Here is a 15,363-nt window from a genome sequence, read left to right as displayed (position 1 = left end):
CAATCGACCTTGGGCCGGCCGGCAGCGAACTCGCTGTCATGCGTCCAGTTGGCGATATACGCCAGCTTCGAACTGGTTGAATACTTCCATCATCGCCGGATCAGCAAAGGGCAGAATCTGGGTCATGATCACTCCGGTTACTTGCCTGGCCGGGTCCACCCAGAAGTACGTATTGGCCAGGCCGGCCCAACCGAGGCTCCCTGCGCTACGGCCTTCAGGCGTGGCCTCGGTGTTGATCAGATAACCCAGCCCCCACCTCTTCTCCATGCCCGGGAAGAACTCCACATCCTGGGTTAACTCGGGCATCGCTGAGGTCATCTTTCCGGCTTGCAAGTCACCAATGTGGTTCTGTGCCATCAGCCGAACAGTCTCGGGGCGGAGGATCTGCAAACCGTTGAAAGTGCCTTCATTGAGTATCATTTGCAGCAGCTTCAGATAGTCCCGTGCGGTACCGAACAGACCGCCGCCGGCCAGGTAAAACTCTGGGTCTTCAGGTAACTCAAACGGGATCGGCTGCAAGGAGCCGTCTGGCAGACGGGCGTGCATGGGCATCAGACGCTCACGTCGTTCCGAGGTCGGTGCGAAGGTGGTGTCCACCATGCCCAAGGGGCCGAAGATGTGTTGCTGAAAATATTCCTCGAGGCGCTGTCCGCTGGCCGCTTCTATGACCTTCCCGACCCAGTCCAGGCTAATTCCATAGTGCCAACGCTCGCCAGGATCGAACATGAGTGGCAAGCGAAAGGCATTCGGGGTACACGTGGTTACGTCCGGAATTGCTTCTTTTTGAACATATTTCAACAGTTGGGCTTCGCCAAAGGCATAGCCGAATCCCGAGGTATGGGTGAGCAATTGCCGCAGGGTGATCGGCCCCTTGGCAGGTCGCATCAGCGGACGACCGTCAGTGGCGAAACCCTCCAGTACCTGCGGATTGGCCAGCTCAGGTAGCAGCTCTCCTATGGGCCTATCTAGCTGCAGCTTGTTCTGTTCCAGGAGCTGCATGGCGGCGATAGAGGTGATAGGTTTGCTCATCGAAGCAATCCAGAACATCGAGTCGGCACTGACTTGGACGCTTTGCTCCTCGCCGGACTGACCGTAGGCGCCCTCATAAACAACGTTGTCCCTAGTTGCGGCCATCGCCACGACGCCAGGGATATTTCCACTCTGCACAGCCTGAGCGAGAGTTTCATCAATAGTGAAGCCGGCATCCGAGTTGGGGCTCACGCCATGCTCTGCCGGCTGTTCTACGATATTCGTACTCACAGTGTTGCCTCCTTCAGTTTGCATCTGACCGAGAATTGAGCCGCCAGCGAGAGTGCCTTACAAGCGGCCCAGCACCTGGTTTTTGCCTGATCCGCTCAGCGAGCGGTCGATTATTAACTCCAGATCTGACCTTACGGAGTGGCCTCGGCCAGGTCGGCGCTTGCTGTCTGAGCTGGCTGGGCGCTTTCGATCCGATCACCCAGCATCAACGTGCCTTTAGCGTCGATGCGGGCGACATAGCCAGACGGGAGCCATTCGTTCTGTTCGACCGGGACTGGGTTGTCGAGCGACCCATCCCCACAGGTTGGCCCGCAGACCAGCAACTCGCCTTCGGTAACGCCATCGTTAGGCAGAGTCTGGCCGTTCGTGTCCACGATCTTGATCTCGATGCCATGCATGGCCCGCGCATTTGCGGTTTTGAGATCCGGCTCGCCTTCCTGCACTGGGTAGATGTCCTTCTTCGGCGCTTCGCCGATATCGATGCCGGCGGTGCGCAGCTCGTTTCTCAGATCCTGGCGGAACTGATGGTACTCAACCTGGACCGCATGTCGCTGGCCGCCCTCGAACTCAACGTGGGGATTGTCGAGCTGATGCTGTATAGCTGCTTTCATGTCGCTCGGGCGCTGATACAGCCCGAGGATTTCGGCACAAGCCAGTTTCGCCTGCCTGTCCGCCATGGGCCAGATACAGCCTGTGGGCTGGAACAGCCCGATGAAATACAGGTTCTGGTAATCGGCATGCATCATCTTGTGATACAGCGGTACCTTCTCCAGGTGTTTGAAGTTGATGAAGTCGGTATCAAAGAAGGGGAAGGTGGTCCAGTAACCCGTGCAGGCACAGATAAGATCGAATGCCTCCCGCGATCCGTCGGTGAATTCCACCTCCTCGCCATGCAGTGCCTTGATGCCTGGGCGCGGCTTTACCCGACCGTGGCGGATGAAGTCGAGCAGGTCCGAATTCAGGGTAGGGTGGTGGCTCATGACTGGGCGCTTGGGCTCGGGCAGTCCCATCTTTTTATAAGATCCCTGCAACATTCGAAGCAGGTTCGAGACCATGTACTGGCCGACCGCTGTCGGCACCCAGGGATCCCGGGCCATATAAGCATCAGTCGGTACGCCCCCGAACAGAAACTTCGGCAGGAACCATTGAGGGCTGCGCATCGACAGGCAGACCTTGCTCGCAATGCGGGCGGATTCTACAGCGACGTCGCAAGCGGAGTTGCCTGCACCAATCACCAGCACATTTTTACCGCGCCATTCCTCGGTCACGCCCTTGAAGTCATGCGAGTGCATGAACTTTCCGGAAAACTCACCTGGATAGCTGGGGTTTTTGGGGTCCCAATGGTGCCCATTGGAGACCATCATTACGTCGAATATTTCTGTGTGTTCGACGTTTTGATTATCAAGATAGCAAACCTGCCAGAGACCAGCAGGAGTGCGACTAACACGCTGAACCGTATGGTTGAAACGAATCTGGTCGTAGGCTCCAAAGTGTTTCGCATAGGACTCGAAGTAGGCCTGGAGCTGACGATGATTGGGATACTCCGGGTAGTCGTCCGGCATGGGGAAGTCTTCGTATTCAGACCAGGCCTTGGAACTGATGATATGGGTATTCTCGTAGACGCTGGAATGTCCTGTCTTAGAATTGAATACCCAATTGCCGCCGACTTTGTCGTTCTTCTCGAAGACCACCACATCCAGTCCGGACTGCACGCAGTTCTTGGCGGCGGCGATGCCGCTAGGCCCGGCGCCGATCACGCAGACTCGCCGGGTCTCGTCGAAAGTTTTTTGTTGTTTCATCTCGTTCCCCTGCAATTGGTTGATAGGATCCGCCGCAGCCGATCTCTATAACCAAGGTGAATGAAGCTGCGTCCGGCTTTAACCACCCGTTTGGGGGAAAGGAGAGCGGTTCGCTATCCGGAATGGCGCAAGGTTTATTTTCGCTCCTGGTAGCTGCCGGAGCACTACCGGGTGTTTGTGGGCGCAGCCCAATGGCAGGCTATCAACCTATAGAAGCTGATATCCCTCCGTGCTTGGCTAGTCCTGAAGTAGCGCGGACCGGTATCTCTTCGGGTTTGAGCGCCAGCACTTTTCGACGATGATGATCTCTTGCGTGACTCCATACACTGCTCTCTACGCTAGTTCATTGCAAAACGCCCTGGCACTGGGAAGAATCTGGATACCGACAAACTGAAAGCAGAAAAAATCAAAGCCAGTGTTCGTGCCAAGCTCGAGCATCCCTTCCGGTACATCAAGCAGGTTTTCGGCTATAGCAAAGTCCTATCTAGTCCTGGCCAAGAACAACAACCGGCTGCATTTCCTGGCCGCGTCCAGCCACCTGCAGATCGGTGAAAAATACCTGTTGGCGTAAGGCTAATGCGCTTGTTTTCCGCCACAAAATGGGGGGAACGGAAAAAACACAAAAATAATAGAAAAAGAGCGTCTGAATCTTCGATTCTTTGCTGGTAAAAACCAAGATCGCAAAAAATCACCGCAGAGCTTCCCTTTTTGCAGAAATCGGATGCAGGAGTGCTAAAAATGGCTATTTTCCGGGGGGGGAGGGCATGCATTGTCTGTACTGCTAAAACAATAATAAAGGGACATGACGATGAACCAACTTAAGAATGCAACCCGTCTTTTACTGTGCGCTGGTACCTGTCTACCGCTCAGTGGCCTGGCCGCCGACGGCGGTTTTTTCGAGGACGCCACGGCCACCCTGCAGGCACGCAACTACTATTTCAGCCGCGACTTCTCCGACATCGTCGGGCCCAACCAGCAGTCCAAGGCGGAAGAGTGGGCCCAAGGCTTCATTATCAAAGTGAATTCCGGGTACACGCAAGGCACAGTCGGTTTCGGTATCGATCTGCTGGGACAGTTGGGCATTAAGCTCGACAGTAGCCCTGATCGGGCGGGTACCGGCTTGCTCCCCCTGGATAGCGGCGAGGCGGCTGATGATTACAGCCGTCTTGGAGCGGCGTTGAAGGTGCGCCTGTCGCAGACCGAGCTTAAGGTTGGCGAGCAAACCCCGAACCTGCCAGTGCTTACCTTCAGTGATATCCGCCTGCTGCCCCCGACTTACCAAGGCGCTAGCATCATTTCCCGAGAGTTTGATGGATTGACCCTGCAAGGAGGTCAGTTCCGTTCCGGCAGTTTACTGAATGCGGCTGGCGAAAGCAAAATTCGTGCCAAGCTTGGCCATTTGCCACAGCTGGGGGCTGGTGTTGCGACTGACCGATTCAACTACGCCGGGGCCGATTATATCTTCAACAGTAAGCGTACCTCGGTCGGCGTCTGGTACGCGCAGCTGGAAGATATCTATAACCAGCGTTTTTATAGCCTCAAGCACAGCGAGCCGGTGAGCGACTGGGTACTGGGCGCGAACATAGGCCTCTTCGACTCCAAAGAAGACGGTGAGCAGTTGCTGGGCAATATCGACAATCAGGCGGCTTTTTCCCAGTTTTCGGCCAAGTTTGGCGGGCACACCTTCATGGTCGGCTATCAGGCTATGTTCGGCGATGACGCTTTCCCTCGCGTCTTCAACAACGTCTCGCCGCTAGGCAATGAAGTCCCCACTTATGAGTTCGCCGGAGCTGACGAGCGCTCGTGGCAGGTTCGCCATGACTACGACTTCGCTGCTCTGGGTATTCCCGGCTTGGTAACCACCGTGCGCTACATCAATGGCAACAACGTTGACACTGGCAGGGGCTTCGAGGGCAAGGAGTGGGAGCGTGATCTGGATGTTGGTTACAACTTTCAGCACGGCTTGCTTAAGAATCTCGGCTTGCGTGTGCGCAACGTCACCGCGCGCTCCAACTACCGCTCCGACATCAACGAGAACCGTTTGATCCTCAGTTACACCTGGAACTTACTGTAAGTCTTGCTTCCCGGCGGCCGGTCCGTCGGGAAGCAAGGCGAAAACCGATAAGAACAGCCTTGCAACCTTGGAGAGTTACCATGTACAAGAATAAGAAACGCCCTGTTATCTTCAACAGCCTTCTGATCGGCGCCCTGCTCGCCGCTCTGTGCGGGCAAGCTCAGGCGGTGGAGCCTATCAAGATTGGCCTTTTAATGTCCTACAGCGGCACATTTGCCGCCCCTAGTGAAGCTACTACCAATGGTTTGAAGCTGGCTGTTGAGCAGTCCGGCGGCCTACTTGGCGGACGTCCAGTCGAGTACGTAGTGGTCGATGATGAAGCTAATCCAGGTAAGGCGGTGCAGAACATGCAGCGCTTGGTGTCCGGCTCCAATGTCGATGTGGTGGTCGGCCCGGTACATTCCGGCGTAGGCATGGCTGCGGTTAAGGTCGCTCGCGAAACCGGTGTGCCGCTGATCATTCCCAACGCCGGTTTCAACGCGGCCACCGGCCCGCTGTGCGCACCGAACATTTTCCGAACCTCCTTCACGTCCTGGCAGACCGCCTACCCGATGGGCCAGGTGGCGGTGGACAAAGGCTACAAAAACATCGTTACGCTAGCCTGGCGCTACGGTTTCGGCACAGAATCGGTGGATGGCTTCAAGGAGGGCTTCGAAAAGGCCGGCGGCAAGTTGCTCCAGGAGATTTACTTGCCATTCCCGGATGTGGAGTTTCAGGCTCAGCTCACTCAGATTGCCGCGCTCAAGCCGGACGCGGTCTTCGTTTTCTTTGCCGGTGGCGGCGCCGCCAAGTTCGTCCAGGATTACGCGGCGGCCGGTCTGCAGGGCAAGATCCCGCTGCTCGGCTCAGGCTTCCTCACCGAGGGCACACTGGCTGCCCAGGGCAAGGCGGCCGAGGGTCTCCTGACCACCCTCCATTATGCTGAGAGTCTGGCTACCGAGAAGAATCTAGAGTTTCGCGATGCCTACCGGCAGAGGTTCAACAAGGAGGCGGACGTCTACGCGGTGCAGGGCTACGACACCGGACTGCTGCTGGCTCAGTCGCTGCAAGCGGTCGGTGGCAACAGCCGTGACCGCCAAGCCTGGATCGCTGCGATGGAACAGACTCGGGTCGACAGTCCGCGCGGTGAGTGGGGTTTTTCCAAGGCGCATAATCCGGTGCAGAACATCTACCTGCGCGAAGTGCAGGGCGGCACCAACGTCGTGGTTGGTACCGCCACAGAGTCGTTGGCCGATCCGGCGACGGGATGCAAAATGAACTGAGGGGGAGCGCTTCTTCCCCCCAGCCTATCTCCCCTCGGACAGGTGGCTTCAATGGAACTATCCACTATTCTCATCCAGCTCCTGAACGGTCTGCAGTACGGCCTGCTGCTGTTTCTCATCGCCAGCGGCCTGACCCTGATCTTCGGCATCATGCACATCATCAATCTGGCTCATGGCGCGCTCTATATGGTCGGCGCCTACTTGGTGTACTGGTTGACCGGGCTGGTCGGCGATCTATTTCTTGCCATCCTCATCGGCGTGCCCATGGCGGCCGCACTGGGGGTACTGATCGAGCGTTTCCTGATTCAGGCGCTGTACAAGCGCGATCACCTCGACCAGGTGCTGATGACTTTCGGCCTGATCATGGTGATTGACTCGCTGCGCAGCATCATCTGGGGTAACGACGTGCATAGCGTGGCCATCCCCGCGCTGCTCAGCGGCTCGATCCAATTGACCCAGACCCTCGAGTACCCGGTGTACCGGCTATTCATCTCCGCAGTGTGCGCAGTGATCGCCCTGGCTATGTACCTGATCCTGCAACGCACCCGCCTAGGCATGATCATTCGCGCCGGCTCCAGCAATCGCGAGATGGTCCAGGCCCTGGGTATCGATATCCGCCTGATCTACACCTTGGTGTTCGCCGCCGGGGCGGCGCTGACTGCCTTCGCAGGAATGATCGCAGCGCCGGTGTCCTCGGTGTATCCGGGCATGGGCAATCAGATCCTTATCATCGCGTTCGTGGTGGTGGTAATCGGCGGCCTAGGTTCGATTCGCGGTGCCTTTTTCGGAGCCTTGCTGGTGGGCATGGCTGCCACCTGGGGCGCGGTGCTGGTGCCGCAATACGCCGGCATGGCGGTGTACGTACTGATGACCGCGGTGCTGTTGTTCAAGCCGCGCGGGCTGTTCGCCTAATAACCAATTTCAGGACTTTCTTATGCAAAAATTACCTCGCCCGGTCCTGCTGCTGCTTGCGCTGTTGCTGCTGCTGATGGCCGCCTACCCGTTGTTCGGCGTAACTCTGGCAGGTGAAAAGCACGACTTCTATCTTCAACAACTGACCAGCATCATGATCCTGGCCATCGTCGCACTGGGCCTCGACCTGCTAGTCGGTGTCAGCGGCATGGTAAGCCTAGCCTCCGCCGCGTTCTTCGGTATGGCCGGTTATGCCCTGGTGCTGTTCTCCCCCGAATACGAGGCGCTGAGCATCTGGATCGCCTTACCGTTGTGCTTAGGCCTCACCGCCTTGGCCTCGCTGCTGATGGGGGTGCTGATTATCCGCACCTCGGGGATCTTTTTTATCATGGTGACCATAGCCTTTTCGCAGATGCTCTATTATTTGTTTCACGATGCTACCTTCGCCGGTGGCTCGGACGGTATCTACCTGTTTATGAAACCGGAGGTCGCTATCGCCGGCGTTCAGTTGCTCGACCTAGGGAACCGTACTACCTTGTTCTATGTGGCGCTGGCCTCCCTCGGATTTTTGTTGGCGCTGCTGCGCACCTTCCTGCGTGCGCCCTTTGGCCGGGTGTTGCTGGGCATCAAGGAGAATGAACAACGGGTCCGCGCGATGGGCTACAACCCATTATTCTACAAACTGGCGGCGTTCGTCATTGCCAGCACTATCGCCGGTTACGCCGGCATGCTGTCGGCAACCCAGTACGGCTTCGTCAGCCCCGATCAACTGAGCTGGCAAATGTCGGCACACATCTTGGTAATGGTGATTCTCGGCGGGATGGGCACCCTGTTCGGGCCGATTCTCGGTGCCTTCGCCTTCGAGGGTCTGCACCACTGGTTCGCCAGTCTGACCCCACACTGGGAGCTGCCGATGGGCGTGGTGGTAATCTGCATGGTTTTGTTGTTGCCACGCGGGATCGCCGGCCTGTTGCTGCAACTGGCGCAGCGCAAGCCGGGCGACACCACCAAGTCGCTAGCGGATTCCGTCAGCGAGGAGGCTGAACAATGAGCGACCTGATTCTGGAAACCCGTGGCCTGACTAAAACGTTCGGTGGCCTGACCGCCGTCAGCGGAATCAGCCTGCAAGTGGCCCCCCGCGAGATCCACGCGATCATAGGGCCCAACGGGGCGGGCAAGAGCACCATGGTCAATCTGCTCTCCGGTCACCTGCTCCCCTGCGCCGGCCAGGTGATATTCAACGGCCAGGACATCACCGGCCTGGCGCCGAACAAGGTGTCGCACCTGGGCGTAGGGCGCAGCTTCCAGCGCACCAACATCTTTCCCAGCTTTACCTGTCTGGAAAACTGCCTGCTCGCCGCGCAGTCACGGCTGAAGAACTCCTTCCGCTTCTTCCGCCGCGGCGACCGCTACCCGCTGGTGCGCGAGCGCGCCGAAAAAGCCTTGGAGGCGTGCGGCCTGAGCAGCAAGGGTCACAGCATCGCCAGCTCCATGAGCTACGGCGAGCAGCGCCAGTTGGAGATTGGCATGGTGCTGGCCACCGAGCCGAGCTTTCTATTGCTGGATGAGCCGATGGCCGGCATGGGCAAGGAGGAGTCGAACCGGGTGGTTGAACTGCTCGCCGAGCTGTCGCGCGACTACTCGCTGTTGCTGGTCGAGCACGATATGGACGCGGTGTTCAGCATCGCCAAGACCCTGACCGTGATGGTCAACGGGCAGATGCTGGCCAGCGGTCCTCTGGATCACGTGCGTAACGACCCGGCGGTGCAGGAAGCCTATCTGGGTGACGGCGAGGAGCAGTTCTGATGAGGACTACAACGACAGCAACCCCGTTGGTCGAGGTGCGTGGCCTGCACACCTTCTACGGCAACAGCCATGTGCTACATGGCGTCGACCTGCAAATCGCGCCGGGGGAAACCCTGGCCCTGCTCGGGCGCAACGGCATGGGCAAGAGCACCACCATACGCTCGCTGCTCGGCCTAACGCCGGCGCGCAGTGGCGAGGTGCGGATCAAGGGCAAAGACGTCACCGGCAGCGCCCCGCACCAGATGATCCGCCGTGGCATCGGCTATGTGCCGGAGGGCCGCGGCATGTTCCCCAACCTGACGGTGCGCGAAAGTCTGCTGATGGCCGCACGTCCCGGGGTCAACGGGCGCCGCGGCTGGAGCCTGGATCGGGTGCTTGAAACCTTCCCGCGCCTAGGGGAACGCTTCGCTCATCTTACCGGCAATCTCTCCGGTGGTGAACAGCAGATGGTCGCCATCGGGCGCGCACTGATGACCAACCCCGAGCTGATGATTCTCGACGAAGCCACAGAAGGCCTAGCACCTCTGATCCGCAAGGAAATTTGGGAGGTGATCCGCTTGATCAAGGCCAGCGGCATCGCTACCCTAGTGGTTGACAAGAACGTCAACGTGCTGCTCGACCTTGCCGACCGCAGCATGATCATGGTCAAGGGTCGGGTGGTCTATGACGGACCCAGCCAAGATCTCAAAAGCCATCCCCAGATCCTGCGGACACATATCGGTCTTTAGTTCCGGGAAGGATGCCCTAGTGCCCGGCTCTGGCTACGCCGATACCTTGCAAGGGCAACTGTGTCGACCCTTGCAAGGAGTGTCATTTTGACGTTCTTTTCGGCCCGTCAGGCGGGAATGCCTGGAACTCCGGACGTATCTATCCCATGCTCAATAACCGTTTGCGGGTCATCCACAGGTTGGCTAGTGCGAACAGGGTCTACAGGCGGCAGTATTTTTGGGTTTTTCACGGAAGTCCGGGACAAGCTCGGACTTTTCGTTTTCGAATGAGGTGAGGCGGTGCCATCTCGGTCATGATGGTTGTGCGACTAACGCCACGATTCGAGAGCGCCGCCTCATATCAGATCATACCGATTGGCTGCCGTTATGGCAGGATTTTCACGTTCTCTACCTGCAAGTTTTTGATGACCATGTCTGCGTCTCGCTGATACCGGACGGGGCGCGGTTAACCTGCGGTGTCTGCGGTAATCCCTGTCGCCAGATCCATGAGCGCGTCAGGGGGCGCCTCAGGGATCTCCCTATGCTTGGCCAGCCGGTGATTCTGGATCTGGACCCTCTATCGCCTGGACTGCAATGGCTGTGTACCCTGGCTTGATCGGCTTGATCGGCATGCTCGGCTGAGCCTGCGCCTAGGCTCAAGCTGCAGCTAAATGCCGCGCTTGCCTGCCGGTAGACCACGTGGCAGAAATGTTTGGCTTGCATTGGAATACGGTCAGACGATTGGATCCTCAGCGTCTCCAAGCACTGGTGGCCTCACTGACAACAGTCCAACCGCGAGGCTTGATCATGGATGAGTTCGCCCTGTTCAAGGAGCATTGCTACGCCAGTGTGATCCTTGGTGCCAATACGCGGCGCGTTCTGTATGTAGCTCAGGACCTCACACGCCGGGCCATCCAACCCTTCTTCGAAGAGCTTGGTCCTCAGGGTTGCGCCCGGATCGAAGCCGTGCACATGGACATGAACACCGCTTTCGATCTAGAGGTGCGAGCCCAGTGTCCGTGGGCACGGGTCGTCTATGACCTGTTCCATGTGATCGCCAAGTACGGCCGTGAAGTGATCAGTCGGGTTCGCATGGACGCCGCCAATCAGTGGCGTCATGACCGACCTGCACGTCGCTTGGTGAAGCAAACGCATTGGTTACTGCTCCGTAACCCGACCTCACTCAACGAGCGGGAATGGGTTCGACTCGACGAAGTATTGCGGGCGAACAAGCCGATGATGACGGTACACGTTATGAAGGAAAGTCTGCGGTCGCTCCGGACAATGCCTTATGCCTGGGAATGAAGAAGACGCTGGCAACAAAGGGCATGCCCATACTGCGGAAAGCGGCATCCCAGCCTTGATGCGATTCGCCTCGGTGCTGAAGCCTTAATAGCGAGGAATCCTGGCGAGAGTGCGCTGGCCGATGCATACCGGCCAGCTTGAAGGTATCAACAACAAGATGGGTGCTACCCCGTTTTATAAGGTTCGAGGAGGCCACATTCTGGAAGTGAGGCGGCGACAGCGCTTGAATCAACCGCTGTTTCTGGTCTTGCAAGAAACGGATGCAGTAGTGCGGAAAGTGGCTATTTTCCGAGAGGCGTAACTCTTAATCTTTATAACTTAAGCAATAACAACGGAGTCATGGCGATGAATCTAGAATTCGAATACCTTAATGGTCTGCTTGAAGAAAGCAAGGATGAGGGCATCTACCGCTGCAAGCGTGAGATGTTTACCGATCCTCGGCTGTTCGACTTAGAGATGAAGCACATCTTCGAGGGCAACTGGATCTATCTTGCCCACGAGAGCCAGATCCCTGAGAAGAACGACTACTACACCACGCAGATGGGCCGGCAGCCGATATTCATCGCACGCAACAAAGACGGTGAACTTAATGCGTTCATCAATGCCTGCAGCCATCGCGGCGCCACGCTCTGTCGCTTCAGAAGCGGAAACAAGGTCACTCACACCTGTTCGTTCCATGGCTGGACCTTCAGTAACTCTGGCAAGCTGCTCAAGGTCAAAGACCCCAAGGACGCCGGCTATCCGGACAGCTTCGATTGCAACGGCTCGCATGACTTGAAGAAGGTTGCGCGCTTTGCTTCCTACCGCGGATTCCTGTTCGGCAGCCTGCGCGAGGATGTCGCCCCGCTGGATGAGTTCCTCGGCGAGTCGAGGAAGGTCATCGACATGGTCGTCGACCAATCGCCCGAAGGCCTTGAGGTGCTGCGCGGTTCCAGCACCTATGTTTACGAAGGTAACTGGAAAGTGCAGGTAGAGAATGGGGCCGACGGCTACCACGTTAGCACTGTGCACTGGAATTACGCCGCCACCCAGCAGCAGCGCAAGCTAAGAGAAGCGGGCGATGATATTCGCGCCATGAGCGCCAGTAGCTGGGGCAAGGGTGGCGGTGGTTTCTACTCCTTTGAAAACGGCCATCAGATGATCTGGGCGCGCTGGCCCGACCCGAAAGACCGTCCGCTGTTCGCCGAGCAAGATCGGTTAGCCAGCGCGTTCGGTAAAGCTCGCGCCGACTGGATGATTGGTATGTCCCGCAATCTCTGCCTCTACCCGAACCTCTACCTGATGGATCAGTTTGGCTCGCAGTTGCGTATCACTCGGCCGGTGTCGGTGGATCGAACGGAAGTCACCATCTATTGCATCGCGCCGAAAGGCGAAGGCGCCGAAGCGCGTGCCCGCCGCGTCCGTCAGTACGAGGACTTCTTCAATGTCAGCGGCATGGCCACCCCGGACGACCTTGAAGAATTCCGCGCTTGCCAGCAGGGCTTCGCCGGCAGGGGAATGAACGACATGTCCCGTGGGGCGACGCACTGGATCGACGGTCCCGACGAAATTGCTAAGGAGATTGATCTGCACCCGCTGATGAGTGGCCCGCGTATCGAGGACGAAGGCCTATTCGTCATTCAGCACAAGTACTGGCAACAGCAGATGATCAAGGCAGTGAAGGCGGAACAAGATCAGCTGATCCATGTGGAGAGTGCGTAAATGACCATTTCCTACGACACAGCGCGTGATTTTTTTTACCGCGAAGCACGCTACCTCGACGACAAGCAGTGGGACAGCTGGCTGGAGCTGTATGCCCCCGACGCCACCTTCTGGATGCCGGCTTGGGATGACCGCGATCAACTGACCGAAGATCCGCAAAGCCAAATCTCGCTGATCTGGTACGGCAACCGCGGGGGTTTGGAAGACCGCGTGTTCCGCATCGAGACCGAGCGCTCCAGTGCCACCATTCCGGATACCCGTACCAGTCACAACATCAGCAACATCGAGCTGCTCGAGCAGGCCGATGGTTTCTGCAAGCTGCGCTACAACTGGCACACGATGAGCTTCCGCTACAAAACCGTCGACCATTTCTACGGAACAAACTTCTACACCCTTGACGTGCGGGGTGCGACTCCGCTGATTAAGGCCAAGAAGGTCGTGCTGAAGAACGACTACATCCGCCATTTGATTGATGTATACCACTTCTGAGGTGCCTCTATGACACACAAGGTTGCACTGAACTTCGAAGACGGCGTCACTCGTTTCATAGATGCCGCTGTCGGCGAGGCTATTGCCGATGCGGCTTACCACCAAGGTATCAACCTCCCCCTGGACTGCCGAGACGGTGCATGCGGCGCCTGCAAATGCTTCGTCGAAAGCGGACGCTACGACCTCGGTGAGGAATACATCGAGGATGCGTTGAGCGAAGCCGAAATAGAGCAGGGCTACGTGCTGACCTGCCAGATGCGCGCGGAAAGCGACTGCGTAATACGCGTCCCGGCCGCATCGGTCGTCTGCAAGATCCAGCAGTCCAATTATCATGCCGCCATCAGCAATGTGCGTCAGCTGTCCGAGAGTACCATTGCGTTGTCGGTCAAAGGCAACTCGCTGAGCCAGTTGGCCTTCCTGCCCGGACAGTACGCCAATCTAAAGGTGCCCGGCAGCGATCAGGTTCGTGCCTATTCCTTCAGCTCACTGCAAAAGGATGGCGAGGTTAGCTTTCTAATCCGCAACGTGCCGGGCGGACTGATGAGCAGCTTCCTGACCAGCTTCGCCAAGGTTGGCGATAACGTCAATCTGGCCGGTCCGCTGGGCGTGTTCTATCTGCGCGATATCAATCGGCCGCTGTTGCTGCTTGCGGGTGGCACCGGTCTCGCGCCGTTCACCGCAATGCTGGAAAAAATCGCTGAACACGGCAGCGAACACCCGCTGCACCTGATCTACGGCGTCACCCATGACCACGATCTTGTGGAGATCGACAAGCTCGAGGCCTTTGTCGCGTGCATCCCCAACTTCACATACAGCGCCTGCGTGGCCAGCCCGGACAGCGTGTACCCCCAGAAGGGTTATGTGACCCAGCACATCGAGCCCCAGCACCTTAACGATGGTGAAGTGGACATCTACCTCTGCGGTCCGCCGCCGATGGTCGAGGGGGTCAGCGAGTACATCCGCGAACAGGGCGTTCAGCCGGCGAGCTTTTATTACGAGAAGTTCGCAGCCAGCGTCTAACAGTACCTTTGGTTCGCGTACTGGGTAATGGGGTCTGTTTTATTCAAGTAGTAACCAGGAGGCGATATGGGTTGCTCTGTCGCATCCCCTGGGTTTCAGTCGGGCTACGCCTGCCACCCATTAATTGAGGTCTGGACTATGAACAAGCGTTTTCAAGACAAAGTCGCCGTGATCACCGGGGCTGCCCAGGGCATCGGTCGCCGTGTGGCCGAACGGATGGCAGTTGAGGGTGGTAGGCTGCTGTTAGTAGACCGCTCCGAGCTAGTACATGAGCTGGATGACGAACTGGCCGGCGTCGCTGAGGTGCTGACACTGACCGCCGACGTCGAACAGTTTGCCGAGTGCCAGCGGGTGATGGCAGTGGCGGTCGAGCGCTTTGGTCGTCTGGACATTCTGATCAACAACGTCGGTGGCACCATCTGGGTCAAGCCGTTCGAGCATTACCACGCCGACGAGATCGAGGCCGAAGTGCGACGTTCGCTGTTCCCCACTCTGTGGTGCTGCCACGCCGCGCTGCCACTGATGCTCAGGCAAGGCAGCGGCGCTATCGTCAACGTTTCCTCCGCCGCCACGCGCGGAGTCAATCGCGTGCCCTACAGTGCGGCCAAGGGCGGGGTCAACGCACTGACCGCCTGCCTGGCCTTTGAAACCGCCGAGCGCGGCATCCGCGTCAACGCAACCGCACCAGGTGGCACCGAGGCGCCGCCACGGCGGATACCTCGCAACAGCGCTGAGTCGAGCGAGCAGGAGAAAGTGTGGTACCAGCAGATCGTCGACCAGACTCTCGACAGTAGCCTGATGAAACGCTACGGCAACATTGACGAGCAGGTTGGGGCGATTTTGTTCCTCGCTTCTGAAGAGGCCACCTACATCACCGGGGTAACTCTCCCCGTGGCAGGGGGAGACCTCGGCTGATCTTCATGTCTAGTTAAGGAGCGTTGAACATATGGAGTCGCTAAACATGAAGTCTCTGAAGCTCATTATCGGGGTTACTCAGGTATCACTCTAGAGCTGTTAGTGCGGCTTCC

At 57.9% G+C, this 15,363-nt stretch carries 13 protein-coding genes; 11 read left to right on the top strand and 2 right to left on the bottom strand.

Features of this window, described 5'->3' with window-relative positions:
* Positions 1-36: 36 nt before the first annotated feature.
* Both EAO82_RS00645 and EAO82_RS00640 read right to left on the bottom strand, forming a co-directional pair.
* Complete coding sequence (locus tag EAO82_RS00645; RefSeq protein WP_218838530.1) at positions 37-1,260, bottom strand: serine hydrolase domain-containing protein; 1,224 nt, start codon at positions 1,258-1,260, stop codon at positions 37-39.
* Between the two features lie 131 nt (positions 1,261-1,391).
* Complete coding sequence (locus tag EAO82_RS00640) at positions 1,392-3,059, bottom strand: flavin-containing monooxygenase (RefSeq protein WP_096344636.1); 1,668 nt, start codon at positions 3,057-3,059, stop codon at positions 1,392-1,394.
* An 808-nt stretch (positions 3,060-3,867) separates the two neighbouring features.
* Between EAO82_RS00640 and EAO82_RS00635 the strand changes: the two genes are divergently transcribed.
* The 11 genes from EAO82_RS00635 to EAO82_RS00585 all read left to right on the top strand — a co-directional run bounded on the left by EAO82_RS00635 (position 3,868) and on the right by EAO82_RS00585 (position 15,250).
* Positions 3,868-5,133 (top strand): OprD family porin, encoded by a 1,266-nt coding sequence (locus EAO82_RS00635; protein ID WP_096344635.1) that lies wholly within the window; start codon positions 3,868-3,870, stop codon positions 5,131-5,133.
* A gap of 80 nt (positions 5,134-5,213) precedes the next feature.
* On the top strand, positions 5,214-6,395 hold the full coding sequence (locus tag EAO82_RS00630) for an ABC transporter substrate-binding protein (RefSeq protein WP_096344634.1): 1,182 nt from the start codon (positions 5,214-5,216) through the stop codon (positions 6,393-6,395).
* Positions 6,396-6,446: 51 nt separating this feature from the next.
* Positions 6,447-7,307, top strand: a complete 861-nt coding sequence (locus EAO82_RS00625) for a branched-chain amino acid ABC transporter permease (protein WP_096344633.1) — start codon at positions 6,447-6,449, stop codon at positions 7,305-7,307.
* A gap of 22 nt (positions 7,308-7,329) precedes the next feature.
* Positions 7,330-8,358, top strand: a complete 1,029-nt coding sequence (locus EAO82_RS00620; protein ID WP_096344632.1) for a branched-chain amino acid ABC transporter permease — start codon at positions 7,330-7,332, stop codon at positions 8,356-8,358.
* Positions 8,355-9,113, top strand: a complete 759-nt coding sequence (locus EAO82_RS00615) for an ABC transporter ATP-binding protein (RefSeq protein ID WP_096344631.1) — start codon at positions 8,355-8,357, stop codon at positions 9,111-9,113. The genes EAO82_RS00620 and EAO82_RS00615 overlap by 4 nt, the downstream gene beginning before the upstream one ends.
* On the top strand, positions 9,113-9,841 hold the full coding sequence (locus tag EAO82_RS00610; RefSeq protein WP_096344630.1) for an ABC transporter ATP-binding protein: 729 nt from the start codon (positions 9,113-9,115) through the stop codon (positions 9,839-9,841). Before EAO82_RS00615 ends, EAO82_RS00610 begins: the two co-directional genes overlap by 1 nt.
* A gap of 687 nt (positions 9,842-10,528) precedes the next feature.
* On the top strand, positions 10,529-11,125 hold the full coding sequence (locus EAO82_RS00605) for a transposase (protein WP_231703386.1): 597 nt from the start codon (positions 10,529-10,531) through the stop codon (positions 11,123-11,125).
* Positions 11,126-11,470: 345 nt separating this feature from the next.
* Positions 11,471-12,826: a benzoate 1,2-dioxygenase large subunit gene (benA, locus tag EAO82_RS00600; RefSeq protein ID WP_096344627.1), complete on the top strand. Its 1,356-nt coding sequence runs from the start codon at positions 11,471-11,473 to the stop codon at positions 12,824-12,826.
* Positions 12,827-13,315 (top strand): benzoate 1,2-dioxygenase small subunit, encoded by a 489-nt coding sequence (benB, locus tag EAO82_RS00595; RefSeq protein WP_096344626.1) that lies wholly within the window; start codon positions 12,827-12,829, stop codon positions 13,313-13,315.
* A gap of 9 nt (positions 13,316-13,324) precedes the next feature.
* Positions 13,325-14,335 carry a benzoate 1,2-dioxygenase electron transfer component BenC gene (gene benC / locus EAO82_RS00590; RefSeq protein ID WP_096344625.1) on the top strand — a complete coding sequence of 337 codons (1,011 nt, stop codon included), beginning with the start codon at positions 13,325-13,327 and terminating at the stop codon, positions 14,333-14,335.
* A gap of 138 nt (positions 14,336-14,473) precedes the next feature.
* The gene (locus tag EAO82_RS00585) at positions 14,474-15,250 is read left to right on the top strand and encodes a 1,6-dihydroxycyclohexa-2,4-diene-1-carboxylate dehydrogenase (protein ID WP_096344624.1); all 777 of its coding nucleotides are present in this window, start codon (positions 14,474-14,476) and stop codon (positions 15,248-15,250) included.
* Positions 15,251-15,363 lie beyond the last annotated feature (113 nt).

Origin of the sequence: Halopseudomonas pelagia (genome assembly GCF_009497895.1) — a bacterium.
GTDB lineage: Bacteria > Pseudomonadota > Gammaproteobacteria > Pseudomonadales > Pseudomonadaceae > Halopseudomonas > Halopseudomonas pelagia_A.
Note: the sequence above shows the minus strand (reverse complement) of the source record. Positions and strands in the feature narration are given on the sequence as shown.

Excerpts from the sequence above, each read along its gene's own strand:
- EAO82_RS00610 (WP_096344630.1), top strand. The coding sequence starts at position 9,113 with ATGAGGACTACAACGACAGCAACCCCGTTGGTCGAGGTGCGTGGCCTG.
- EAO82_RS00635 (WP_096344635.1), top strand. The coding sequence starts at position 3,868 with ATGAACCAACTTAAGAATGCAACCCGTCTTTTACTGTGCGCTGGTACC.
- benB (WP_096344626.1), top strand. The coding sequence starts at position 12,827 with ATGACCATTTCCTACGACACAGCGCGTGATTTTTTTTACCGCGAAGCA.
- benC (WP_096344625.1), top strand. The coding sequence starts at position 13,325 with ATGACACACAAGGTTGCACTGAACTTCGAAGACGGCGTCACTCGTTTC.
- EAO82_RS00585 (WP_096344624.1), top strand. The coding sequence starts at position 14,474 with ATGAACAAGCGTTTTCAAGACAAAGTCGCCGTGATCACCGGGGCTGCC.
- EAO82_RS00625 (WP_096344633.1), top strand. The coding sequence starts at position 6,447 with ATGGAACTATCCACTATTCTCATCCAGCTCCTGAACGGTCTGCAGTAC.
- EAO82_RS00620 (WP_096344632.1), top strand. The coding sequence starts at position 7,330 with ATGCAAAAATTACCTCGCCCGGTCCTGCTGCTGCTTGCGCTGTTGCTG.
- EAO82_RS00640 (WP_096344636.1), bottom strand. The coding sequence starts at position 3,059 with ATGAAACAACAAAAAACTTTCGACGAGACCCGGCGAGTCTGCGTGATC.
- EAO82_RS00605 (WP_231703386.1), top strand. The coding sequence starts at position 10,529 with ATGTTTGGCTTGCATTGGAATACGGTCAGACGATTGGATCCTCAGCGT.
- EAO82_RS00630 (WP_096344634.1), top strand. The coding sequence starts at position 5,214 with ATGTACAAGAATAAGAAACGCCCTGTTATCTTCAACAGCCTTCTGATC.
- benA (WP_096344627.1), top strand. The coding sequence starts at position 11,471 with ATGAATCTAGAATTCGAATACCTTAATGGTCTGCTTGAAGAAAGCAAG.
- EAO82_RS00615 (WP_096344631.1), top strand. The coding sequence starts at position 8,355 with ATGAGCGACCTGATTCTGGAAACCCGTGGCCTGACTAAAACGTTCGGT.